21 protein-coding genes are annotated in these 23460 nt (G+C 67.0%); 6 read left to right on the plus strand and 15 right to left on the minus strand.

What is annotated here, in order from left to right:
• Window positions 1-7: 7 nt before the first annotated feature.
• The 6 genes from A5727_RS20385 to A5727_RS20410 are packed head-to-tail and all read right to left on the minus strand — an operon-like array spanning window position 8 to window position 6463.
• Window positions 8-1477: an MCE family protein gene (locus A5727_RS20385; RefSeq protein ID WP_068253994.1), complete on the minus strand. Its 1470-nt coding sequence runs from the start codon at window positions 1475-1477 to the stop codon at window positions 8-10.
• The gene (locus A5727_RS20390; protein WP_068254379.1) at window positions 1474-2556 is read right to left on the minus strand and encodes an MCE family protein; all 1083 of its coding nucleotides are present in this window, start codon (window positions 2554-2556) and stop codon (window positions 1474-1476) included. Before A5727_RS20390 ends, A5727_RS20385 begins: the two co-directional genes overlap by 4 nt.
• Window positions 2556-3587: an MCE family protein gene (locus A5727_RS20395; protein ID WP_068253997.1), complete on the minus strand. Its 1032-nt coding sequence runs from the start codon at window positions 3585-3587 to the stop codon at window positions 2556-2558. Before A5727_RS20395 ends, A5727_RS20390 begins: the two co-directional genes overlap by 1 nt.
• Window positions 3584-4744: an MCE family protein gene (locus A5727_RS20400; protein ID WP_068254383.1), complete on the minus strand. Its 1161-nt coding sequence runs from the start codon at window positions 4742-4744 to the stop codon at window positions 3584-3586. The genes A5727_RS20395 and A5727_RS20400 overlap by 4 nt, the downstream gene beginning before the upstream one ends.
• A gap of 49 nt (window positions 4745-4793) precedes the next feature.
• Complete coding sequence (locus A5727_RS20405) at window positions 4794-5642, minus strand: MlaE family ABC transporter permease (RefSeq protein WP_068254000.1); 849 nt, start codon at window positions 5640-5642, stop codon at window positions 4794-4796.
• Window positions 5643-5656: 14 nt separating this feature from the next.
• Window positions 5657-6463 (minus strand): MlaE family ABC transporter permease, encoded by an 807-nt coding sequence (locus tag A5727_RS20410; protein WP_068254390.1) that lies wholly within the window; start codon window positions 6461-6463, stop codon window positions 5657-5659.
• Window positions 6464-6727: 264 nt separating this feature from the next.
• On the opposite strand from A5727_RS20410, the gene A5727_RS20415 reads away from it, so the two are divergent.
• Entirely contained in the window at window positions 6728-7501 is a 774-nt protein-coding gene (locus A5727_RS20415) for an SDR family NAD(P)-dependent oxidoreductase (protein WP_068254003.1), read from the plus strand.
• A 47-nt stretch (window positions 7502-7548) separates the two neighbouring features.
• On the plus strand, window positions 7549-8001 hold the full coding sequence (locus A5727_RS20420) for a hypothetical protein (protein WP_068254006.1): 453 nt from the start codon (window positions 7549-7551) through the stop codon (window positions 7999-8001).
• Window positions 8002-8005: 4 nt separating this feature from the next.
• Here the strand turns inward: A5727_RS20420 and A5727_RS20425 are convergent, their stop codons facing one another.
• From A5727_RS20425 to A5727_RS20440, 4 genes are all read right to left on the minus strand, one after another.
• Complete coding sequence (locus A5727_RS20425; RefSeq protein WP_068254011.1) at window positions 8006-8419, minus strand: cupin domain-containing protein; 414 nt, start codon at window positions 8417-8419, stop codon at window positions 8006-8008.
• A gap of 11 nt (window positions 8420-8430) precedes the next feature.
• Window positions 8431-9045, minus strand: a complete 615-nt coding sequence (locus A5727_RS20430; protein ID WP_068254014.1) for a sigma-70 family RNA polymerase sigma factor — start codon at window positions 9043-9045, stop codon at window positions 8431-8433.
• Window positions 9046-9184: 139 nt separating this feature from the next.
• A complete protein-coding gene (locus tag A5727_RS20435) occupies window positions 9185-11980 on the minus strand; it encodes an ATP-binding protein (RefSeq protein ID WP_068254017.1) in 2796 nt (931 codons plus the stop codon).
• Window positions 11981-12090: 110 nt separating this feature from the next.
• Window positions 12091-12849 (minus strand): SDR family oxidoreductase, encoded by a 759-nt coding sequence (locus tag A5727_RS20440; RefSeq protein WP_068254020.1) that lies wholly within the window; start codon window positions 12847-12849, stop codon window positions 12091-12093.
• Window positions 12850-13012: 163 nt separating this feature from the next.
• Here A5727_RS20440 and A5727_RS20445 point away from each other — a divergent pair, with 163 nt between their 5' ends.
• Together A5727_RS20445 and A5727_RS20450 are read left to right on the plus strand one after the other, a co-directional pair.
• Complete coding sequence (locus tag A5727_RS20445; protein WP_068254024.1) at window positions 13013-13732, plus strand: SDR family NAD(P)-dependent oxidoreductase; 720 nt, start codon at window positions 13013-13015, stop codon at window positions 13730-13732.
• Between the two features lie 98 nt (window positions 13733-13830).
• Complete coding sequence (locus tag A5727_RS20450; protein WP_068254026.1) at window positions 13831-14745, plus strand: MBL fold metallo-hydrolase; 915 nt, start codon at window positions 13831-13833, stop codon at window positions 14743-14745.
• 52 nt (window positions 14746-14797) lie between these two features.
• Here A5727_RS20450 and A5727_RS20455 read toward each other — a convergent pair whose 3' ends face one another.
• Window positions 14798-16039 carry an RsbRD N-terminal domain-containing protein gene (locus A5727_RS20455; RefSeq protein ID WP_068254029.1) on the minus strand — a complete coding sequence of 414 codons (1242 nt, stop codon included), beginning with the start codon at window positions 16037-16039 and terminating at the stop codon, window positions 14798-14800.
• 147 nt (window positions 16040-16186) lie between these two features.
• Here A5727_RS20455 and A5727_RS20460 point away from each other — a divergent pair, with 147 nt between their 5' ends.
• Together A5727_RS20460 and A5727_RS20465 are read left to right on the plus strand one after the other, a co-directional pair.
• Window positions 16187-18208, plus strand: a complete 2022-nt coding sequence (locus tag A5727_RS20460; protein WP_068254032.1) for a fatty acid desaturase — start codon at window positions 16187-16189, stop codon at window positions 18206-18208.
• Window positions 18209-18596: 388 nt separating this feature from the next.
• Entirely contained in the window at window positions 18597-18977 is a 381-nt protein-coding gene (locus A5727_RS20465) for a hypothetical protein (RefSeq protein WP_068254034.1), read from the plus strand.
• 446 nt (window positions 18978-19423) lie between these two features.
• Here the strand turns inward: A5727_RS20465 and A5727_RS20470 are convergent, their stop codons facing one another.
• The 4 genes from A5727_RS20470 to A5727_RS20485 all read right to left on the minus strand — a co-directional run bounded on the left by A5727_RS20470 (window position 19424) and on the right by A5727_RS20485 (window position 23443).
• Complete coding sequence (locus A5727_RS20470) at window positions 19424-19879, minus strand: ester cyclase (protein WP_068254037.1); 456 nt, start codon at window positions 19877-19879, stop codon at window positions 19424-19426.
• Window positions 19880-20067: 188 nt separating this feature from the next.
• A complete protein-coding gene (locus tag A5727_RS20475) occupies window positions 20068-20838 on the minus strand; it encodes an SDR family NAD(P)-dependent oxidoreductase (protein ID WP_197507711.1) in 771 nt (256 codons plus the stop codon).
• 318 nt (window positions 20839-21156) lie between these two features.
• On the minus strand, window positions 21157-22032 hold the full coding sequence (gene surE / locus A5727_RS20480; protein WP_082949922.1) for a 5'/3'-nucleotidase SurE: 876 nt from the start codon (window positions 22030-22032) through the stop codon (window positions 21157-21159).
• Window positions 22033-22069: 37 nt separating this feature from the next.
• Window positions 22070-23443: an NADP-dependent succinic semialdehyde dehydrogenase gene (locus A5727_RS20485; protein ID WP_068254053.1), complete on the minus strand. Its 1374-nt coding sequence runs from the start codon at window positions 23441-23443 to the stop codon at window positions 22070-22072.
• Window positions 23444-23460: the final 17 nt, after the last annotated feature.

Here is a 23460-nt window from a genome sequence, read left to right on the forward strand (position 1 = left end):
CGTGTGGTCACGGGGTGCCTCCCGTCTGTGTCGTCGCAGCGCCGGCTTCAGCCGGCAGCAGCATCTCAGCGAGGTTCGAGGCCGCGGGCGCCGCGGGCGGCGGTGCCGGGACACCCGGCGGGATGGGCGCACCCGGATACAGCGCCGGGTGCCGTTCGGCAGGCAGGCCGTTGGGCGCGTACGCACCGGGCGGCTGCGGCGGATCCGTCCACCCCGGTGGGGGTGGCACATCCCCGGCCCCGGTGTAGGCCGAAACCGCCGGCGGGATCTCGGCCGGGCCCGGCCCGGTTCCACCACCGCCGGGCGCCAGCCGGGGATCGGAGTAGATCACGTTCTTCGGGGAGGGACCGAGGTAGGCGTTGAACGGGAAGGGCAGGTGGTTGAAGTTCATCAGCCTCAACGCGGGGCCCAGGTACTCCGCACAGGCCTTACCCGAGGCTTCGGCGGTCACGTTCTCCACCGCGGCGATCGCCGAGCAGATGGTGGCGACGGGATTGGCGAAGTTGTTCATCGCGAACGAGCCACGCGGTCCACCGGTGTCGGGGTTGTAGATGTTGTAGCCGTTGACCAGCGCGTTGGGCGCGGCGTGCAGCACGTTCTTGACCACCATGCTGTTGTCCGACAGCACCTGTGTGACGTTGGCCAACCGCTCGATCTGCTCGGCGGTCTGATCTCGCGAGCCCTCGATGAACCGCTGCACCTTTCCCAGCGCCGACGACAGCTCGGTGATGGCCGAGTCGAGGTCCGAACGGCTGCCGTCGACGACGCTCGTGACGTCGGCGAGCCGATCCTGGAACTGCACGATCTGGGTGTTGCTGTCCCGCAGGGCCGCCACGAACACCTGCAGGTTGGTGATGACGTCGACGATGTTGCCGCTGCCCTCGCCGAGGATGCGGCCAACGTCGGACAACTGGGTGATGGTCTCCCGCAGCCTGTCACCGTTGCCCGCCATGGCGTCGGCCGTGCTGTCGATGAAGCGGCCGAGGGAGGTCTCCGAAACCCCGCTCGAGGGGCCAAGTTCGGCGGCCAGGCGGGTGAGCTGCTCTTTGATCTCATCCCATTCGACGGGGATGGCGGTGCGGTCCATCCCGATTTCGCCACCGTCGGGGATGGTGTCGCCGCTGGCCTCCGGGCTGGACCCGTAGGCGGGCGTCAGTTGGACGTACCGGGCGGACACCAGGTTGGGCGCCACGATGATGGCCTTGGCGTCCGCGGGCACGGGGACGTCGCGGTCGATCTTGAGAGTGACCCGGGTGCTCGTGGGCAGCGGTTCGATGGCCTCGATGGTGCCCACCCGGACACCGACCACCCGCACTTCGTCACCGGGATAGATCGCGGTCGCCGACTTGAAGTGAGCGGTGAGCGTCTTGGGGCCCAGGAACTGTTGGTACGCGATGTATCCGGCGCCCGCGACCGCCGATACGGCCAGAGCGACGGCCAGGAGTCTCTTGGCCCGCGGACCGAAGCGTCGGGTCATGGGTGTCCTCCGGGAATTCCGTTGTAGGGGAACGGGAATTCGGCGCGAGGGCCGGCATTGTCGGGCGGCTGGCCAGCGTTCACGCCACGGCGGAAGCCCAGCGCGTAGTCGAGGAAGGGCTGGATGGCCGGGCCGGGGAGGAGGTTCGAGGCGAATCCGTAGTAGTAGAAGCCGTTGTTGACGGCCTCACCCTGAGTCAGTTGGTATTTGGCCAACCCGCGCAGGGACTTCTCCAGGTTGTCGCGGTTGCGTTCGAGCATCTCCGAGACCCGGTTGAGCTGTTCGAGGGCGGGCGCGAGTTCCTTCTCGTTGTCGTCGACGAGGCCCGACAACTCCCTCGTCACGGCCGTGGTGTTGGCGAGCAGGTTGACGATCGAGTGCCGTCGGTCCTGCAGCACCCCGAGCAGATCGTTGGCGTTGAGGATCAGGCTGTTCACCTGTTCGCTTCGCTCCGAGAGGATTCCAGTGACGTCAGATGCCGTCGACAGCAGACTGCTCAACGATTCGTTGCGCTTGTTCAGCGACTTGGACAGCCGGCTCACACCGTCGAACGTCGGCGCCAGCTGCGGGGCGAGGCGCTCGATGGTCTCCGAGAGCGTGTCCAGCGAGTGATTGATGGCCGCGGTGTCGGTCTGGGCGGTGTTCGACGTGAACTCGCCGATGGCATCGGTCAGTGAATACGGCGAGGAGGTGCGGGTCAGCGGGATGACGCCGAGGGCACCGATGCTGCCGCTGCCGCGCGGCTCGAGGACCAGAACCCGTTCACCGAGCAGGGTCCCGATGCTGATCTGCGCGGTGGTGTCCCGGCCGAGCCGCACTCGGCTGTTGACCGCGAAGGTCACCAGCGCCCTGCCGCTGTCGAGTTCGACGTCGGAGACCGTGCCGACGGTCACGCCGGACACCTTCACGTTGTTGCCGGCGGTGAGTCCGCCGGCCTCGGCGAACTGCGCCTGGTACCTGATCGAGGTCGCCATGGACATCAACTGCTGTGGCCGCAGGCCCACGGCGATGATCAGGACGATCAGCACCAGGCCGATCAATCCGGTTCGGAAGAGCGAGGATTGGCGATATTTCAGCATCAGGGCTCCCCGCACCGGCCGGTGTTCTGAATGACCCAGGGGAAGTGGGCCGTGCGCCCCTGCAGATCTGAAACCCTCAGGGAGACACCACAGATGTAGAGGTTCAACCAACTTCCGTAGGAGCCCAGCCGCACCAGTTTGCGGTAGTTCTGCGGGGTCTTCTGCATCAGGAGATCAAGCCGGGCCAGGTCGGTCTCGCTGGACAGCAGCGGGGCCAGCCGGGTCAGCTGGTCCACGGTGCCCGACAGCGGGGGTCGCGCTTCGGTCAGCAGACCCGCGAGCGACGCAGTGCCGTTGTCCAGCGCCGTGATCGCCTCGCCGATCGGGTCCCGCTCCTCGGCCAGGCCACTGACCAGGCGCTCGAGCCCGTCGACCGCTCCGGAGAACTTCTGCCCGTCCTTGGCGAGCACGGACAGGGTGTCGTTGAGGTTCTCGATCAACCGCTCCACGGTCTGCCCGTTGTCGGCCAGCGCATTGGTGAACGACGATGTCCTCGCGAACAACGATTCAAGATCGCCACCCTGACCCTGCAGAATCTGGATCAGGGAGTTGGTCAGCGTGTTGACGTCGTCGGGGTTGAGCCCCTGGATGACCGGTTTGAGGCCACCGAGAAGGAGATCGAGGTTCAGGGCCGGCTCGGTGTGGTCGATCCCGATGTGGGAGCCCGGCGGCCGGACCTTGACCGATCCGGGCTCGTCGATGAGTTCGAGGTACCGGTCGCCGACGAGATTGAGGTAGCGCACCGCGACCGTCGTCCCCTCGGTCAGCCGCACCTTGTCGTCGGCGTCGAACGACACCAGGACCGTGTTGTCCGGCTGCAGGTCCACGCCCCGCACGGTGCCGACGCGAATGCCGGCCACCCGCACCGAGTCACCCGACTTGAGACTGGACGCGTCCTGGAACAGCGCGGAGTATCCGTGGGTGGTCCCCGAGCGGTACTGGCTGAAGATCGCGAACAGGCCTGCCGTCAGCACCACCATCGTCAGCCCGAAGGCGCCGAACTTGGCGGCCGTCCTCCCCAGCCCGGTCACCCTGGCTGTCCGATCTGTGCGGTGTTGCGCGGCGGTCCGTCGATCGGGCCGTAGAGCATCTGCTTGAGGCCGTCGGAGTTCAACAGGATTCCTTCATTGCCGTACTGCGCGGGGTTGGCGTTGACGTCGGTGACGACGAAGGGCGGGTGCTTCTGGAAGCCGACCTTGGGCAGATCCGTGCACTGCGGTCCGCCGGTGGCCGCGACCTTGGGCAGGTTCTGCGGATACCGGTAGCGCTCCTGCCCGAAGACCACGGTCTGCAACAGCACGCCACCGGGAAGGGGCGTGCCGGGGGCCTTGGCCAGCTCCACCGCACCGCCGAGGCCGCAGGTCAGCGCCGCGTTGTACTGGTTGGTCAGGTCCGTCGTCGGGACCAGCAGGCGCATGACGTCGGCGACCGCCTGACGGTTGGTGCCCACGACATCGGTGCCGGTGTCGGCGAGGCCGACGACGCTGATGAGGAGGGCATCGAGGTTCTGCTGTTCGTCGACGAAGGTCTGACTCATCGTCGTCGCGGCCTCGACGGTGGTGACGAGGTCGGGTGCCGCGTCGGCGTAGGCGTTGATCACCTCGGGCGCGACGGTGAGCTCATGCTCCATGTTCGGCAGGCTCGGGTCGATCTTCGTCAGGAACTCGTCCAGGTCGGTCATCATCTGGCCGATCTGGTCGCCTCGGCCGTCCAGTGCCGTCGCCAGGGCGCCGAGCGTCTCGTTGAGCTTGGTGGGCTCGATCTTCGACAGCACCGAGGACAGCTGCTCGAAAACCGTGTTGATCTCGACCGTCACATGATCGGCGTCGAGCACCTGACCGGGGTGCAGACCTTCGGCTGCCGGGTCCGCCGGCGGCACCAGATCGACGTACTTGGCGCCGAACACCGTCGAAGACGAGATGTCCACGCGCACGTTGGACGGGATGAGTTCCAGGTACGACGGGTCCATCGCCAGGTGCAGCGCGGCACGCCCGTCGGGCAGGGATTCAATCCTGCGCACCGAACCCACCTGGGCGCCATGCAGTTTCACCTTGGCGTCGGCGTTCATGACCAGGCCCGCCCGCTCAGCCAACACCGTGACGGGGACGGTGTCGGTGAAGCTGCCCCGGAACAGGCCCACCGCGAGGGCCACCACGGCCGCTGCCGCAAGGACGGTGGCGCCGCCCATGAGGGGGCGCTTGACCTCGGGATTCAGTGCCACAGCAGAACTCTCCCCTCTAGCCCGACAGGTTGAAGTTGCCGTTGGCGCCGTAGACCGACAGGGACACCAGCAGGGTCACCGCGATCACGACGATGAGGGATGTGCGCACGGCGTTGCCGACCGCGACACCCACGCCGGACGGGCCGCCGCTGGCGAAGTATCCGAAGTAGGTGTGCACCAGCAGCACCGCGATCCCCATCAGGATCGCCTGCAGGAACGACCACAGCAGGTCAGTCGGATTGAGGAAGGTCTCGAAGTAGTGGTTGTACAGGCCCGCGGACTGTCCGAACATCACCACGGTCGTGAGCTTGCTGGCGGTGAACGACAGGATCACGGCGATGGCGTAAAGCGGTGTGATCGCGATCATTCCGGCGACGATGCGGGTGCTGACGAGGTACTCCACCGACCGGATCCCCATGGTCTCGAGGGCGTCGACCTCCTCGCTGATCCGCATCGCACCCAACTGCGCGGTCACCCCCGCCCCGAACGTGGCGGCGAGTCCGATGCCCGCGACGACGGGCGCTGAGATCCGGACGTTGATGAAGGCGGCCAGGAATCCGGTGAGGGCTTCGATCCCGATGTCCCCCAGCGAGCTGTAGCCCTGCACCGCCAGGGTGCCGCCCGCGGCGAGGGTCAGGAAGCCGACGATGACGACGGTTCCGCCGATCATCGCCAATGTGCCCGCACCCATGCTGATTTCTGCGATCAGGCGGATGATCTCCCGCCGGTAGTGCACCGCGGCGTGGGGCACACCGGCCAGCGCGCGCCCGTAGAACGCGGTGTGCTCACCGATGCGCCCGAGGGCGCCGAGCGGTTTGGTGAGTTCCCGCGCCAGTTGCGGGTGGAGTACGCGTATCCCTGCCATAGTTCGATCCCGGCTCAGTTCGACGTCATCTGGATGCCGATGGCGGTGACCACCACGTTGACCACGAACAGCGACATGAAGGCATAGACGACGGTTTCGTTGACGGCGTTACCGACGGCCTTGGCGCCACCGCCGCTGATGGTCAAGCCGCGATAGCACGCGACCATCCCGGCGATCAGCCCGAACAGGGCCGCCTTCACACAGGAGATGATCACCTCGGGAACCCCGGTGAGCAGCGTGATGCCCGCTGCGAAGGCCCCAGGGTTGACGTCCTGGACGAAGACCGAGAATGCGTAGCCGCCCAGGATGCCGATGATGACGACGAGGCTGTTGAGCAGCAGCGCCACCAGGGCCGACGCGAGCATCCGCGGGGTCACCAACCGCTGGACCGGATTGATGCCCAGCACCTCCATGGCGTCGATCTCCTCGCGGATGGTGCGCGACCCGAGGTCGGCGCACATCGCGGTGGCGCCGGCACCGGCCACGATCAGCACGGTCACCATGGGGCCGACCTGGGTCACCGCGCCGAATGCGGCGCCGGCACCCGACAGGTCCGCCGCGCCCAACTCCCGCAGCAGGATGTTCAGGGTGAAGCTGACCAGCACTGTGAAGGGGATCGCCACAAGCAGGGTGGGCATGAGCGAGACGCGTGCCACGAACCAGGACTGCTCCAAGAACTCGCGGCCCTGAAAGGGTCCGCGGAACAGGAACTTCACGGCGTCGGCCGACATCGCGAGCAGACCGCCGACGGCCTGCACCGATCCGCGCACCCTGCCGATCGGCACACCGAGGGCCCTACGGTCCTGGGCCTGACTCACCATGTGCCGCAGAACCCTCCACTCACTGGTTCGAACGAACCACACACCGGCGAACCGGCTCACTGACCACAGAGACGGTGACAGCCCGCCATGACCGGCGGCACACTGTGTCCCATCCACCGGGAAGGGACGCACCGGTGGGTGGCGGTTGGGCTGGACGGTAGGGCGGGAACCAGTCCGTCGAGCGTTCCCCGAACTGACAGGAGTTGCGACGTGTCTGTGCTCCCCCCACCGCCAGCGAGTCTGTCGCGGTACGCCGACCGGCGGGTGTTGATCACCGGCGGCGGCTCAGGAATCGGCCAGGCGTGTGTGCTGCGGATCCTCGCTGAGGGTGGCCACGTGGTGGCGGCGGACATCAGTCCCGACGGTCTGGCCGACACGGTCACGAAGGCCGGCGACGTCGGTGAACGCCTGCACACGGTCGTCATGGATGTCGGCGATGAGGAGTCCGTGCGCAGCGGAGTCGCCGAGGCGGTGGGGCTGCTGGGCGGGCTTGACACCTTGGTGAACGCGGCAGGGATCCTGCGGTCGTCTCACCTGGCGCAGACCTCGCTCGCCGACTTCGAGATGGTGCTCCGCATCAACCTGGTCGGGACCTTCCTGGTGACCCGTGAGGCCATCGGTGCCCTGCAGGCCGGGAAGGGGCCCGCGGTGGTCAACTTCAGCTCGACCTCGGCCCATTTCGCGCATCCCTACATGGCCGCCTACGCGGCCTCAAAGGGTGGCGTGCTGTCGATGACGCACGCGTGGGCGCTGGAGTTCGCCAAGGCCGGAGTGCGGTTCAACTGCGTTCAACCCGGGTCGATCTCGTCGGGCATGACGGACGGCACGGGGCAGTCGCGGCAGAGTGTCGGTCCGGGCCTGCCCGAGGACGCCGACTACACCCTGTTCGGCAAGGTGGCCCCGATGCTGCCGCTGGACGGGGGTGCGATCTTCGCGGCACCGGATGCGGTCGCCGGCGTGGTGGCGATGTTGGGAAGCGACGACGCGTACTTCATCACCGGGACCGAAGTGCGCATCGACGGCGGCTCCCACATGTAGTTCCACGCCGAGGCCGGATCACTGGAATTGAAAGAGGTTGTTCGACAATGGTCATCGTGAGGTTCCTGGCTGCGCTCGCAGTTCTGTCGACCGCGGGACTGTGGGCTGCGCCCCGGGGGCATTCCGAACCGTTCTTCGCCAACTACCAACTGGTGATCCCGGACCGGTACGACTTCCACACGTGGACCTGGGCGGTCTCGCACTGCATACCCGCGGCCGAGGGCTGCGTGTCCATCAGCGCAATCCCGATGCCGGTGGCCAAGGCCTTCGAGTATGTCGGCGAGGCACGTCTGGTCGACGGACGGTACACCATGACCGTCGATGTTCCGGACGGATTGCGCTGTGGCAACGTCTATTACGGGCCGGTGATCCCCACCCGCGATGTGTACTCGTGGGATGCCGCGACGCTGCAGGGAACGCTGACGTCGGCGTTCGACGCCGGTTGCGACGGGGCTCCCGCCGGAGCCTTCACGTATCCGTTCTCCCTGGTGCGCTGGTAGCCGATCAGTCCCGTCCGCTGACCCGCAGGTGGCTGCGCGCGGCGAGTTCGTCGTCGTCGACGAGCACCAGCATCGGCTGCCCGGGAAGACAGAACATCGTCACCAGGAAGCGACTGCGGATGTCGTCGCGGTTGTTGGCGTCCGAGTAGTGGATGACGTCACCGCCCGGTTCCCAGAAGGCCTCACCGGCCCGGATCACGCGCGGGGGCTGGCCCTCGAGTTCGAAGAGCATCTCGCCTTCGAGCATGTACCCGAACGCAGGCCCGCTCGGATGCCGGTGCGGCGGGGCGCCGCGGCTGCCGGGCGGATACTCGACCACCACGGTCATCGCCTCGGCGTTCGGCGAGATGGCCGGCGGGTGCACGCCCTGCACGACCGTGACCGCCGACTTCCACTCTTCTCCGTACGGTGCGGACATCGGTCCCCTCCTCACGCCGCGAGACTGGGAACGGATGCGAAGCGGCGCCGCGCATACGTGGAGTCGGCCAGTGCACGGCGCAGCTGGCCACGCGCCCGGGCGGCTCGCGACATCACCGTACCCAACGGAATTCCCATCAGCGCAGCCGTTTCCGCGTATGTGTAGCCCTCGATGTCGGCGTAGTACAGCACCGTGCGGAAACCTTCGGACAGCCGGGTCATCGCGTCTCGGATCTCGTTGTCGGGCAGCGCATCGAGGGCCTCGTCCTCGGCCGAGCGGAGCCCGCCGGCCTGCTGTGCGCCGTATTCGGCCAAACCGCGGTCGGTCAGCTCGTCGGTGAGCACCTCCGCGGGGCGGCGTTCCCGCCATCGGTAGGCGTTGATCCACTGGTTGTGCTGGATCCGGAACAGCCAGGCCTTGAGGTTGGTGCCCTCGGCAAAGGTCTGGAAGCCGGCGTAGGCGTGGACCAGGGTCTCCTGCAGCAGATCCTCGGCGTCGGCGTCATTGCGGGTCAGCCGGCGGGCTCCGCGGGCCAGGACATCGACCAGCGGCCAGACCTCGGCGGCGAAACGGGCCCTGAGTTCGCTGTCGGATTCGGTGCCGGCGGGGGCGGCGTTGACGGTCATGGGACTTCCTCCGGTCTGATTCACGTGCCTCGATGGGCTGTCGAATTTCAGACTGGTCGCTGCCGGTCCCCGGGGGACCCTTGGTTGTCCGTGGTCTTCAGTCCGTGGCGCCGGTGGTGAGAGGCCCTCCGGAGGACGGTCAGCCGGTCCAGGAGAGGGTGCGCAGCGCCCTGCGCGAGGTGATCCCGAGCTTGACGAAGACCTTCCGCAGGTGCCACTCGACGGTGTGGACGCTGATGAACAGTTGGGCCCCGATCTCCTGGTTGGTCAGGCCGTCGGCGGCCAACCGGGCAATCTGCGCCTCCTGCGCTGTCAGGTGGTCACCGGTCGCCAGGGGCTTTTTGCGGACCCTGTCACCGACCGCGATCAGCTCTCGGCGCGCCCGGTCAGCGTAGGCCTGAGCACCCATCCGAGTGAACTTCTCGTGGGCCTCGTTCAGGTGACGGCGCGCATCACCACGGCGGTTGACGCGCCGCAGCCATTCCCCGTACGCCAGATGTGTGCGCGCCTGATGCACCACCACGCGCGACCGGCACAGATGATCGAGGGCCTCGGTGAACAGCAGGTCGGCATCGTCGTTGTCGGCCAGCAGCGCGCGAGCGCTCGCCATTGCGCCGAGCCCCCACGGGGTTCCGCTGGCTCCCGCGCGCTCCTCGATGTCCTCGATCGCGCGTTGTGCGGCGTCCCGCTCACCGATGTGCGCGGCGGAATCGACGAGTTCATGCAGTGCCCAGCTGTAGAAGCCGAGATCCTCGTACTCGCAGACGGCGCGCGCGGCGGCGAAGGCCTCCTCGTAGCGACCCAGGCCGTTGTACAGCACCGCTGTCGCGTACCCGCTCAGGCCGAGCAGTCGTCCCTCACCCCGCGCGGCGCCGTCGGCTGACGCGGCGTCGATCAGCTGTACGGCCTCCCCCGCCGCCCCTCGCCAGGCGGTGATCACCAGCGAGTGGTAGCGGACCGGGCCGCTCGGGGCGGTGGCCCTGGTGATCGCATCGGCCTCGGCGATCAACGTTGTCGCCGTGGACAGTTCGCCGAGCAGAAGATGCAGGCCGGCCCGGTACACCAGGGCCTGCGGAAGGCCGGCCAATGCACCGGTCTCACGTGCCCGCTTAACGATGGCCGCCGAGAGCAGGTCCACGACGTTCTCGTCCCACAGTTCGTGGGCGGCGGATTCCTGCAGGATCGGAAAGGCTGGAACCATCCACCGCAGGGTTTGCCCGGGCTCGGTCTCAGCCAGCTCAACCATCGCATCCAACGCCGTCCGCAGGTGGTCGCTGCCTCCCCTGGCGCCGCCCGTGATCCGCTCGATCATGCCCCGGAACAACACGTCCACAGCGCGCGGCAACTCCGAAGTATGGGCCAACGCCGAACGCGCCGCCTCAGCGGCGTTGCGCAGGCCAGCAGGCTCGCCCAGCCGTCCGGCATACATCAGCGCCGCGAACGCCTCGAGGTAACTCTCTCGGGCGGCGAGGGGGTCGACGTCCTCCAACTGCTTCGCGGACTCGAGCAGCATGCCCGCGGTGTCCCCCACCGAGGGTGCCCCACCGACACCCGATCTGCTGCCCACGAACTCCATCTGGGCCCGCAGCCGCGCCACACGGCCGCGTTGAAGCGCTGAGAGCGGACACGACTCGGCGATGGCCAGCATCTCGTACGCCGACGCCAACGCCGCCGCATCCCGCTTGGCCTCCGCGGCGGCCAACGCGCGGCTTCCGCGCAGATCCTGATCGGCGGTGAGCACCGCGGCACGCTCGAGGAAGGTGGCAGCGGCGGCGATTCCGCCTCGGCGCTGGGCTCGGGCCGCTGAGGCCTCAAGCTCAGCGGCCACCGAATCATCGGATCCGGCTACTGAATTGGCCGCATGCCAGGCCCTTCGATCGGGATCGGCGGAGGCGTCGGTGGCCGCCGCGAGCGCAGCATGGATCGCGCGGCGGTCGGCGACGTCGGCGGCCCGATAGGCGGCCGAGCGCATCAGCGGGTGGTGGAAGCGCATCCTGGGGCCGAACTCGATGACTCCCGCGGACTCGGCCGGCGACAATGCGTCCACCGCGATGTCCAGCAGCGCAGCCGCTCGCAGGAACAGCGCGGAGTCTCCGACGGGTTCGGCCGCGGCCAGCAGAAGCAGGCGGCGCGTCGCGGCCGGCAACGCCTCGATGCGACGGACGTAGCTCTCCTCGATCCGGTTCGGTGATGCCGGCGAGCCCAGCGGCCCGAACCCACTGGCGAGTTCGGCCGCGGAGTAGGTGTGCGGAGCCTCCAGAAGCGCCAGCGGGTTGCCGCGGGTCTCGGCCACGATGCGGTCGCGAACACTGGGATCGATCACGCCGATCATGGCACGGTCCAAGAGGTTTCGCGCGTCGGCATCGGACAGGCCCCGAATCGGCAGTTCGGGCAGCCCGGCCAGTGTCTCGGCACCCTGGGTGCGCACGGCGAACACCAGCGCCACCGGTTCGGCCATGAGGCGGCGCGCGACGAAGCCCAGGGTCTGCAGCGACACCTGATCCAGCCATTGGGCGTCGTCGACGACACAGAGCAGCGGTTGGTCCCGCACCGCAGCGGCGAGCAGGCTCAACACCGCCAGTCCGACCAGGAACCGCTCGGGCGGCGCACCGACGCCCCGCCCGAACGCGACCGACAGGGCGTCACGCTGTGGCGGCGCCAGATCGTCGGCATGGTCCATCAGCGGGACACACAGTTGATGCAGACCGGCGTACGCCAGTTCCATATCGGACTCGACGCCCGACACCTGAACACAGCGCAGCCCCTCAGCCTCGTCGAGGAGGGCGTTCAGCAGGGCGGTCTTGCCCACTCCGGCCTCACCGCGCAGCACCAGAACGTGTGACCTGCCGGCACGCGCTGACGCGATGACATCACGCAGCGCTGCGGTCTCGGTCGCGCGGCCATGCAGGTGCTGCGCTCGGCCCTGGCTCGGCATGTCGGCACCCCTCTGGAGACGACCGTGTTGAGCGGCCGACCCGAGTGGATGGTAACGAGATGCCGCGGCCGCGGTCCAGCGCTGGTGCCCGCCTCCGAGCGAGACCCTCGTCAGCTCGTGGCAGCCGCCTCGAGAATCCAGTCCTCGAAACGGATGTCGAACAGCGATGCACCGTCTCCCGGAACCAGCGTGCGTTCGTCGATGGCGACTCCCCAGTAACGAGCCTGCGGATCCGTCACAACCTCACGGCTGTCGCCTCGAGCGGTCAGTGCGGTGCGGATCAGATCCGGCAGCCGGAACTGTTCGGGCCCGGCCACTTCGGTGATCCCGTTCACCGGTTCATTCACCGCGGCGATGGCGACGGCCTCGGCGACATCGGTCGTGGCCATGGGTTGTATCAGCACGCCGGGCAGGCGGACCTGTCCGGCGACGGTCGCAGAATCCGCGATGGTGCCGAGGAATTCGAAGAACTGAGTCGCACGCACGATCGTGTACGGCACCGAACCGTGCGCGATGAGCGTCTCCTGCGCCAACTTCGCCTTGAAATAACCGCTTTCGCGGGCCAGCTGCTCGGTTCCGACGACCGACAGGGCCACGTGGTGCAGGACACCCGCCGAAGCTTCGGCAGCCAGGAGATTCGCGGTGGAGGCATTGAAGAACTCCTGTGCCGCAGCCTCCTCGAACGACGGGGAGTTGGTGACGTCCACCACGGTCTGCGCGCCGACCAGCACCGCGTCCAGTCCTTCACCGGTGACGGTGTCGACGCCGGTGGAGGGTGCGGCAGCCACCGCGTCGTGGCCGTGTTCGTTCAGTTGATGGACCACCTTGGATCCGATTCGGCCGGTGCCGCCGATGACGACGATTCTCATGATGGCCCTCTCTGTTCTCTGAGTGTGGCGGAGGCGTCAGCACCGCCTCCGACCGCCAGAACCACCGCGGAGTCGCCGATTCATCCGTTGTGGGAGTCCTCACGTCGGGACAGCTGGGCAGCCTCGACGCGGTTTCCACGGGCGAACCAGAGAAGGGACTGCCATGAATCTGCAGGGATACCGTGCACTCGTCACCGGCGGCAGCGCAGGCATCGGCCTGGCCTGCGCCGGGTTGCTCGCCGAAGCAGGGGCCGAGGTGATCATCACGGGCCGTGATCCCGATCGCGGCGAGGCCGCCGCGGCCGCCCACGACCGAATGCGTTACGTCAGCGCCGATATGGCCGACCTCGCATCCGTGGACGCGCTCGCCGCACGGGTCGGCGACATCGACATCGTGGTGAACAACGCCGCGAGCTTTCCCGGTGCGATGACAGTCGACCAGGATGTCGCGTCATTCTCGCGGACATTCGACACCAATGTTCGCGGCACGTACTTCCTCACCGCGGCGCTGGTACCCGGCATGCTTCAGCGAGGCCGGGGCAGCATCGTCAATGTCACGTCGATGGTGGCGGCCAAGGGGGTGCCCGGCGCATCCGTCTACAGCGCTTCGAAAGCCGCAGTCGAATCCTTGACCCGAACCTGGGCGGCGGAGTTCGCGAGCCGAGGCGTCCGCGTCAACGCCGTCGCACCTGGTCCGACGAACACCGAGGGCGTGTACGCCGAATGGGGTGACACCAACGAAGAGCTCGGCCGCGCACTCCCTCTGGGACGCACTGCCCGTCCCGACGAGATCGCCCGGGCCGCGCTCTTCCTGGCCTCACCCCACGCCAGCTTCATCACCGGCGCGGTGCTGCCCGTCGACGGTGGCGGGTCGGCGATCTGAGCGACGGCGCAGCGGATGAATCCGCTGCCGTGGAGGCGTTCTGGCGCGCGGGCAGGTGAATCCACCTCATCCCCGTAAAGCCACAGAAGGAGAAGATCATGAGCACCGTCGACATCGCCCGGCCCGAGAGGTCCGCACACGACGAGTTGGTCCCGTCCCGTTACGCACTGCAGGTCGGTGACCTCGACGTGCTGGTGATCAGCGACGGGGTGCTCCCCATCCCGGCGACAACCCTGGCCACCAACGCCGACGCGGGGGAACTGACGGCCTGGCTCGAGGAGAACTTCCTGCCGCCGGATCTGCTGGACTGGCCGCTGAACGTCGCGGTGGTGCGCAGCGGTGACAGGACCATCCTCATCGATTCCGGTCTGGGCCTGGAGTTTCCGGACTTTCCGCGTGCCGGACGGCTGGCCCTGCGTCTGGAGGGCGCCGGCATCGAGCCGGCAGCCGTCACCGACGTGGTGCTCACCCACCTGCACATGGATCACGTCGGCGGACTGCTCGCCGACGGGCTGCGCGGTCGGATGCGCCCGGACCTGCGCGTGCACCTGGCGACAGCCGAGGCCGAATTCTGGGCGGCACCGGACTTCTCCCGCACGGCCATGCCCGCGCCGGTGCCCGACGTGCTCCGCTCGGTCGCCTCTCGGTTCCTGGACGTGTACCGCGGGCAGTTGCGGCCGTTCGAAACGGACTACGAAGTGGCACCCGGTGTGCTGGTCTCCCGCACCGGTGGCCACACGCCCGGCCACAGCATCGTCCGACTGGAGTCCGGTGGTGATCGCCTGACATTCGCGGGTGACGCGGTGTTCCAGGTCGGAGCTGATCAGCCCGACTGGCACAACGGATTCGAACACGACCCGCAGGAGGCGGCTCGCGTGCGCGTTCGGCTGCTGCGGGAACTGGCCACCACCGGTGAGTCACTGGTGGCTACGCATCTACCCTTTCCGTCCGTGTGCAGGGTGGCGGTCGCCGGCGACGCGTTCCGGTTCGTGCCGACGGTCTGGGACCACTGAGCGCTGCCGGCCACAACGACTGGTGTGCGCTACACCGCACGCGATCCGCACGTCACTCCACGAGGACCGCGTCGCCGAACCAATGGCACATGAGCAGTGCGACTTCGACATCCAGGCGGTCATCGGTGATGGGTCGCCCCCGGCGTTCGATCGCACGCTGCACGCGGTATTTGACCGAGTTGAAGTGCAGGTGAAGTTCACCGGCTGCGGCCTTGTAGCTGGAACCGGCGCGGAGAAAGACCCGCAGCGTGTCGCGCAGGCGTTCGTCACCTGGGCTCGCCGAGGCCAAGGGTCCGAGCACAGCCGCCACCCACGTGCGCGTCTGGTCGAGGTCGGTTCCCGCCAGGCCCGCCAAGACCAGCCCGGGCTCAGCAGCTGTGACCGGCCGGTCCCGGTGGACTCCCGCTGCGAGCATCACGCGCCGAACCAGCAGCGCCTCTCGGTGCGAACGGCGAAACCCCGCCACCCCCGCGGCGGGGCGACCGACCGCGACCTGCATCGCCGAATCCTCGGGGATCGGCGGCAACGTGACGTTCTCGGACCTGACGGATGTCCACGCCCATGCGGTGAGCCGGTCAGCTGAGACGAACAACGCGCGGTCGCGGCCACCCATCGCCGAGACGCAGTCGTGCACATACCGCTCCATGACGCTCAGTTCGTCCTGATCGCCGTCAGCCTCACACCACAGCACCAGGCCCAGGTGGGTAGCCCTCAGCGGGTACCGCAGCGTGCTCGAGGCCGCGTCGATGTCCACGTCGTCGTCGGACTCGAGCACACCACGAATCTCCGCGGCCTGCAGACGGGTTCGGCTCTGCTGCCACCGGTCGTGCTCGTCCTGGTAGACACTGAGCACCTGCTGGGTGATCCAGTCGATGTAACGGAACGTCACCGCGAGGATCTCGTCGAACACATCGAGGCGACGCTGCGGATCGAGATCGGAGACCCTGATCTCCTCGAGCAGGATCTTGAGCACCTCTTGGTGGCCGATCCGGTAGGCGCGCACCAGCGAATTGGCCGGCACGTCCCGTTGGGCGAGGCGCCGCGCATACTCCAGCGCCGCCGTCGGTGCCTCCACATCACCCACCGGGATGCCATGGCGAATCGCGGCGAAGACCGTGTCGATGTTGGCGGCCACGTTGTCCCGCAGCAGCTGCACGAACTGCGCGTCGCCGCCCAGGTCGGCCACCTCCTCCATCAGCACGCGCTGCGTGCGGGCGGTGACCTCGTCGAGTCTTCCCACCAGCCCTCCGACGACGGAGGCGGCGGACCCGGCGTCAGCGGGCGGAGTCTCCATGCCACGGACCTTAACGCACAGAATTTGTCTTCAGGAGACAAAGGCGACCCCAAGGTTGGTGGCGAGAAGATATGGCTGCCGGGCTGGCGCGTTCCTAGCGTTTGTGATCAACGGTTCCATCCGAGGATCTGACGCTGAGGAGCAGGCATGACGCTCATGAAGGCGACGGGCGACCACCCCACGACATCAGTCGACCGTCACGCTCTGCCGGATCCCGGCGCCTCAGTTCCGGCGCTTGCCCTGCCGACCGTGGCGATCCTCCTGGTGGGGTGGGTCGCATTCGTGACCTCGACGACCGGCTACATCCAGGGCTGGGTGCCAGCCGGCGTGACGATCGCGGTCAACGCGGTGGTGACGTTCCTGATGTTCACCGTGGGGCACGAGGCGATTCATTACGCGGTCAGCACCGCGCGTTGGGTCAACGGCCTGGTGGGACGGTTGGCGTGGCTGTTGGTGGTGCCGATCATTTCGTTCCCGACGTACGCCTTCGTGCACATCGAGCACCATCGGCACTCCAACGACGACGACCGTGATCCCGACGCCTGGGCCTCGCACTCCCGGTGGTGGCAGATGCCGCTGCGCTGGCCCTTCCCGGAGGTGCTGTACGGCCGATTCATCCTGCGCACCCTGCGAAGTCGGCCGAAGAGCGAAGTGGCTGAGACGCTGGGGCTTCTCACGGTGAGCATGACCGGACTGATCATCGCCGTCGTCACAGGCAACCTGTGGACACTGGCGGTGGTGTTCCTGATCCCCCAACGGATCGGCCTGGTCGTCCTGGTCTGGTGGTTCGATTGGCTCCCGCACCACGGTCTGGCCGACACCCAGCGCAGCAATCGCTACGGTGCGACCCGCCTCCGGGTCGGCATGGAGTGGTTCTACACCCCGCTGATGTTGTCGCAGAACTACCATCTGGTGCATCATCTGCACCCGTCGGTGCCCTTCTACCGGTACCGAAAGACCTGGCGCCGCAACGAGGATGCCTACCTGCAGCGCGACGCCGCGATCTCCACCGTGTTCGGCCAGCAGTTGAACCCCGCGGAGTACCGGGAGTGGAAACAGCTCAACGGTAGGCTCGGCCGCGTCGTCCCGGTACGCATGCCTGACCGATCCAGCGCCACTCACGCTGTGCTGCACCGTATCCCGGTGGCAGCCGTGGATCCGATCACCGATGACAGCACCCTGGTGACCTTCGCGGTGCCGGAGGCACTGCGGGACGAGTTCCGGTTCGAACCCGGCCAGCACGTCACCATTCGCACCCATCTCCGCGGCGAAGAGATCCGTCGCAGCTATTCGATCTGCGGTCCGGCCACCCGCGCCCAACTCCGAATCGCCGTCAAACACATACCCGGGGGACTGTTCTCAGAGTTCGTCGCCACACATCTGCGGCCCGGCGACGTGCTGGAGGTGATGACGCCCACCGGACGATTCGGCACGCCCTTGGATCCGCTGGCACGACGGCACTATGTGGGCCTGGTCGCCGGCAGCGGCATCACTCCGGTGCTTTCGATCCTCGAGGCCGTGCTGGCCGTCGAGACCGAGAGCCGGTTCACGCTGATCTACGGCAACCGTACCAAGGAGTCGACGATGTTCCGGTACGCGTTGGCGCGCTTGCAGTCCCAGTATGCCGACCGGCTGGAGATCCGGCACGTGCTGTCCGGCGATCCGCTGCACCCACAGGAGTTGCGTGGCCGCATTGATGCGGACAAGCTGCGCCGGTGGCTGACCACAGACCTGCGTCCCGACACCGTCGACGAATGGTTCATCTGCGGCCCGCTGGGCTTGAGCACCACCGCTCGCGATGCGCTCACCGCCCATGGTGTCGAGGCCGAGAGGATCCATCTGGAACTGTTCACCGGCCACCCCGGCCAAGCGGTCGGTGACCGCGACTATCCCAGGGCGGCAGTCACCTTCACCCTTGCCGGGCAGCAGGTCACGTTCGACCTCGAGGCGGGCGACTCCATTCTCGAGGGCGCCCTGCAGCGCCGCCCCGACGCGCCCTACTCCTGCATGGGGGGCGCATGCGGCACCTGCAGAGCCCGACTCCTGGACGGCACGGTGGAGATGGATCAGAACTTCGCCCTCGGACCCGCCGAACTGGCCGCGGGGTATGTGCTCACCTGCCAGGCGCATCCGACGAGCCCGAGCGTGTCGGTCGACTACGACGCGTGACTCGGGCGGCTACCGCTGCGGATCTCATGTGGGCACGTCCAGCGCAGCCGACCGCAGCGTCGTTCACGCAGAAAGAGATTGACCGCGCGGCTAACGCTCGTTAGGCTAGTTGACGTGTCCTCACGGACCTCGGCCTGGTCGGCTTGAGCCGTGGGCGCCCGACCTCACCCCGCATATCGACGCCGATCGGCTTTCGTCGCACCACCCTGAAGGGAAGATCATGACCACGTTCGCAGCGGGTGCTGCGACACGCGCATCGTCACGGCGGTCACGCAACCGCTGATGATCTTGACAGGTTCGTAATGCACGGCGCACCAATGACTTCGCGGGACAAGCCTTGATGCCGGAACCAACTCCGCGCACGTCGCCCCACCAAGGTGTCGCGGGGATGGACAACTTCGAGCGGGAGATCCTCTTGTTCGTCCTCGAGTGGGCTCCGTACGGCGGTCCCCATGAAGAGGACGTGTTCCCGCGCTTCGGACTGACCGTCGCACAGGTGCGTGAGCGAGTCGAGTCGATCCTCAAGGACAGCAGGGGCACCCCGGTGAGAAGTTCGGCCGACCGATCGCTGATCAACCAGGTCAGGCGTGCCGTCTGCTGGAGAGAACCCCCCGCGGAAACGGCCGCGTCAACGGCTGGGCAGTCGCAGAACCCGACCAGCGGCACAACCGAGGCAGCCGAGGACCCCTTGGGAGTGCCATTGAACTGCTTCTGGCGCAACCACCGTGGCGTGTGGCACCTCGTGGAACGCGGCGAGGAGCAGACCTGAGGGCCACGGAGTGCGTCGACAACGATCCCAGCCAGACGGGTACGAGCGTGTGGCGAGACGCAGTGCGGCGATCGGCGTCGACCAGCCGGCTACGAGGGGTGGCCGCCACCCCAGCGCCGCACCCAGGCACTCCAGCGCGATTGCCACAGCGGCTTCACCCCGGGCGACCGTACTCCGAAAAATCCTGTGGCCAAACCGAAGATGCTGGCGCCGCCGCAGAGCGGACAACAGCAGACGTCCTCGCGCTGGTCGTCGGCGGCTGACCTCCGACCCGCGCGAGGCTCGTCTCCCCTCTGCTCAGCAGCAGTCATCGTCAGTCGTATCAGCCGATGAACTGATCACGCCGAGCGGTACCGTCAGCGGCGCGAACGCCCCTCTCCACGGCAGGGGCGCGCCACCTGCCGACACCGGCGATCAGGCAGAGCTCAGCGGTGGGCATCGGCCGATTACGGTGCGTCACCCTGTGCCGCTTTGACCTGATCGATGATGACACCCGTGTCGTAGGCGAGAGTTTCGTGGGCCACCATGGTCATCTCGTCGTTGCACTTATAGATCGCGATTGCCGGGAAGCTCACCCGAATTCCGGTGGGTGCGAAACCGTACAGGTCACCGGTGTGGTCACCGGAGATGATCAATCGCATGATCGAAGTGGTACCCGTGTCGATGATCTCGGTGGGTTCGATCCGGACGTTCGAGTAGGGGCCGAACAGTTCCTTGCAGTAGGGATGCAGTTCGGCGCGACCGCGGACGACTTCGGTGCTCGACAGATCCTCCAGGACGCAGTCTTCGGTGAAGAGTGCGCAGATCTTGTCCGCGACATCGTCGAGATCCGCATCGGTCCGGATGTCGGTCTCGGCGAAGATGCGGAACTCCTCGAGCATCGGGTCGCTGGGCTTGGGCATGTGTTCTCCTTCAGTTGGGGCCGGTACGGGTGTCGGGGATGAGGCCCGCGCACGATGGGATGCTTCGCACCCGCCCGCCTGGGCAGAGCACGACTGGCGCCCATTGCTGCGGTGGACCTCATCACCCGAAGATCGCGATCGTCATCGACTGCCGCGCAGGACCATTGGGGCCTGACGGCCGCGAAGGACTAGGACGGTGCGGCCTCAGTCCACTCTTCCCAGCTGACACCCGCGGTCATGCCGCAGTCGATGTGGAGAGCCTGCCCCGTGACGACCGGGCAGTCGTCCGCGGACAGGAAGTGCACGAGGGCAGCGACGTGCTCGGGTTCGATGATGCTGCTGATCGCCGAGGTCTTGGAGAAGGCATTGACCTCCTGCTGTCCGTCGGCGAACTCGGCCAGCATCGGCGTGTTCACCGCCGTCGGACAGATGCAGTTGACCCTGATGCCGTCGCGTCCGTACTCGACTGCGGCGGTCTTGGTCAGGCCCACCACGGCGAACTTGGAGGCGTTGTAGGAACCGTATCCGGGGGCCACGTACTGACCGAGGATCGACGACGTGTTGATGATCGTGCCGCCCTCCTTCATGAACGGGCGCGCGTACCGCATGCCGTAGAGCACACCGAGGCTGTTGACCTCGATGTGCCTCATGAACCGATCCGTCGTGATCTCATCGATGTTCTGTCGGGTCAACGAGATGCCGGCGTTGTTGACGATGATGTCCAGGGTGCCGGAGCGCTCGCCCGCCTGCTGCATCGCATTCGCGACGCTGCTCTCGTCGGCGACGTCAGTCTGGATGAAGCTGCCACCGCACGCCTCGGCCACCGCCTGGCCCGCCTCGGCGTCGAGGTCGAGCACGTACACGTAGGCGCCTGCGCTGGAGAGCCTTTCAGCACACGACTTTCCAATCCCCATTGCCGCTCCGGTGATGACCGCGGTCTTTCCAGACAAGTCGAACATTGTGTTCGTTCCTTTCATTCTCTGTGAGTCCCATCCACCAGCGGTGGAAGTGAAGAATTGGTCAGCAGCGGCCGGGCTCTCCGCTCGGCGATCGAGGTGTCAACCCCGGCCGCTGCTGTGGCTCGGACCTCCTCCTGTCTCAGCTGCTGGCGACAACTGAGCGAGTTCACCGTCCATACGGCCTTGTCATCTCCTAGGGCGGCGAGAACGTACGAGCGGGTGCAACCGGCCCACGTCATTGGGGGACGGTCGTGAGACTTCGACGACGTCAGTCATCGACGGCGTCACGTCAGCTGTCGCTTCATGGGCGGGCACCTGTCAATCACCGGCGCCCAGCCCGGCCACGAAGCCGTCGAGCCAAGCGTTTACGCCAACGGGCGCGTCAGACAGCCCGTCCCAGTCCGCCCGCACTGCGGAGACACTCGCTGCGCGGCCGATGACTGTGGCGTAATCCGTTCCAGCGCTGGTGTTCACGTCGGGATCCGGCTGGCCTGGTTTCGCGTAGGCCCACACATTCCAGGAGTCATCGCTGATGCGCTCCGCGGGCGTCCAATGCCTCTGATAGGTGAACGAACTGAGGCGCGCCTTCGCCACGACGGGGTCCTTGACTCCGTGTGGGAAGTTGATGCTGGCGATGATCCCTGGCGGCGGCGGGTTCTCGACGAGCAGCCCGGTGGCACGCACCGCCAGCTCAGTCGCGAGGAAGTGGTGGCTTCCGTGCGAGACCATCGAGACGTCACCCGCGTCGTCCTGCTGCGAGAACGCGACAGACGGAATCCCGAGCAGCGCGCCCTCGAGAGCCGCCCCGACCGTGCCCGAGAAGGTCGCATCGTCACCCATGTTCACGCCGTGGTTGATACCTGAGGCCACAACGTCGACACGGTCGATCACGTCCGACAGGAGCGCCACTCGAACGCAGTCGACCGGTGTCCCCGAGCATGAGTAGATCCGGTTGCCCCGGCCGTCATCGTCATGCAGACGCACCTCCACCGGATCGTGGCAGGTGACGCCGCGACCGATACAACTCCTGTTGGCCGCCGGTGCCATGACGGTCACACGGAATCCCGCGGCGATCAACGCCGTGCGGAGCGCCTGCAACCCCTGCTTGTCGTATCCGTCGTCATTGGTGAGGAGCACGTGTGTCGGCACACCAGGGCCGTCCGGCACGGAGGGCGCTTGGGTACTCGCTGTCATATCCTGTTCTTTCAATCGTGGTGAAGTGCAGCAGTTCTCAGCGCACCCAGACGGTCTTGGCGTTGCAGAACTCGCGGAGTCCGTACAGCGACAGTTCGCGTCCGTAGCCGCTCAACTTGACACCGCCGAAGGGAAGTTCAGGAAACGACGCGGTCATCCCGTTCACGAAGACCGCGCCGGACTCGATCGACTCGACGCAGCGGGCCGCCTCGTCGTCATCCTCGGTCCACACGCTGGATCCAAGTCCAAACCGGGTGGCGTTGGCCAGATCGATCGCCTCGTCGAGGCTCGCCACGCGGTACAGGGACGCCAGGGGGCCGAACGCCTCTTCATGGAACAACCGCATATCGGTGTTGATGTCGGCGACAACCGTGGGCGGGTAGAACCATCCGTCACCCTCGAGCGGAGCACCACCGCAGAGGACTCGCGCCCCCTTGGACTTCGCGTCGTCCACCAGTTCGGTCATCTCAGCGACACCGGAGCGGCTCGCCAGCGGGCCCACCTGCGTCTCGGGATCGGTGGGGTCGCCGACACGCAGCGCCGCCATGCGCGCCACGAACGCGTCCGTGAACGCCTCGTACACGTCGTGGTGCACGATGAAACGCTTGGCCGCGATGCAGGACTGACCGTTGTTCTGCGTTCGTGCGGTGACTGCCACGTCGGCGGCGCGCTCGATGTCTGCCGACGGCAGGACGATGAACGGGTCTGATCCCCCGAGTTCCAACACCATCTTCTTCAACTGCTCGCCCGCCACGGAGGCCACCGCTCGTCCGGCGTTCTCGCTTCCCGTCAGCGTGGCGGCCGCCACCCGGTCGTCGCGGAGCACCGATGCGACCTGCTCGCTCGTGATGAGGAGGGTCTGCATCGCGCCTTCCGGAAAGCCGGCCTCAGCGACGAGTTCCTCGATGAGCAGTGCGCTCTGCGGAACGTTCGATGCATGCTTGAGCAGGACGGCGTTGCCCGCCGCGAGTGCTGGGGCGATGAATCGAATGGCCTGCCATGCCGGGAAGTTCCAGGGCATCACGGCAAGGACGACACCCAATGGCTGATACCGAACTTCGGCGCGGGACGCTCCCACCGCGGCAGCGTCGGCCGGCTCGGCCGCCAGCATGGCTGCGGCGTTGTCTGCGTAGTACCGACACCCCAGCGCACACTTGCGCACCTCAGCCTTGGCCGCGGTGAGGGTTTTCCCCATCTCGGTGGTCATGATCGCGGCCATCCGATCGACCTCGTCGTCGAGGATGTCGGCCAGCCGGTTGAGAAGGGCCGTCCGCCCTTCGAGGCTGATGCGGCGCAGGTTCGCCACTCCAGCCGACGCGCACTCCAGGCGTGCGTCGAGTTCTTCGGGCGTCAACGGTTCGAAGCTGCGTTCGGTCACCCCGGTGGTGGGGTTGACGGTTGCGATTGCCATTCGGTCTCCAAGTGCAG

The organism is Mycobacterium sp. ACS4331 (assembly GCF_001667265.1).
GTDB lineage: Bacteria > Actinomycetota > Actinomycetes > Mycobacteriales > Mycobacteriaceae > Mycobacterium.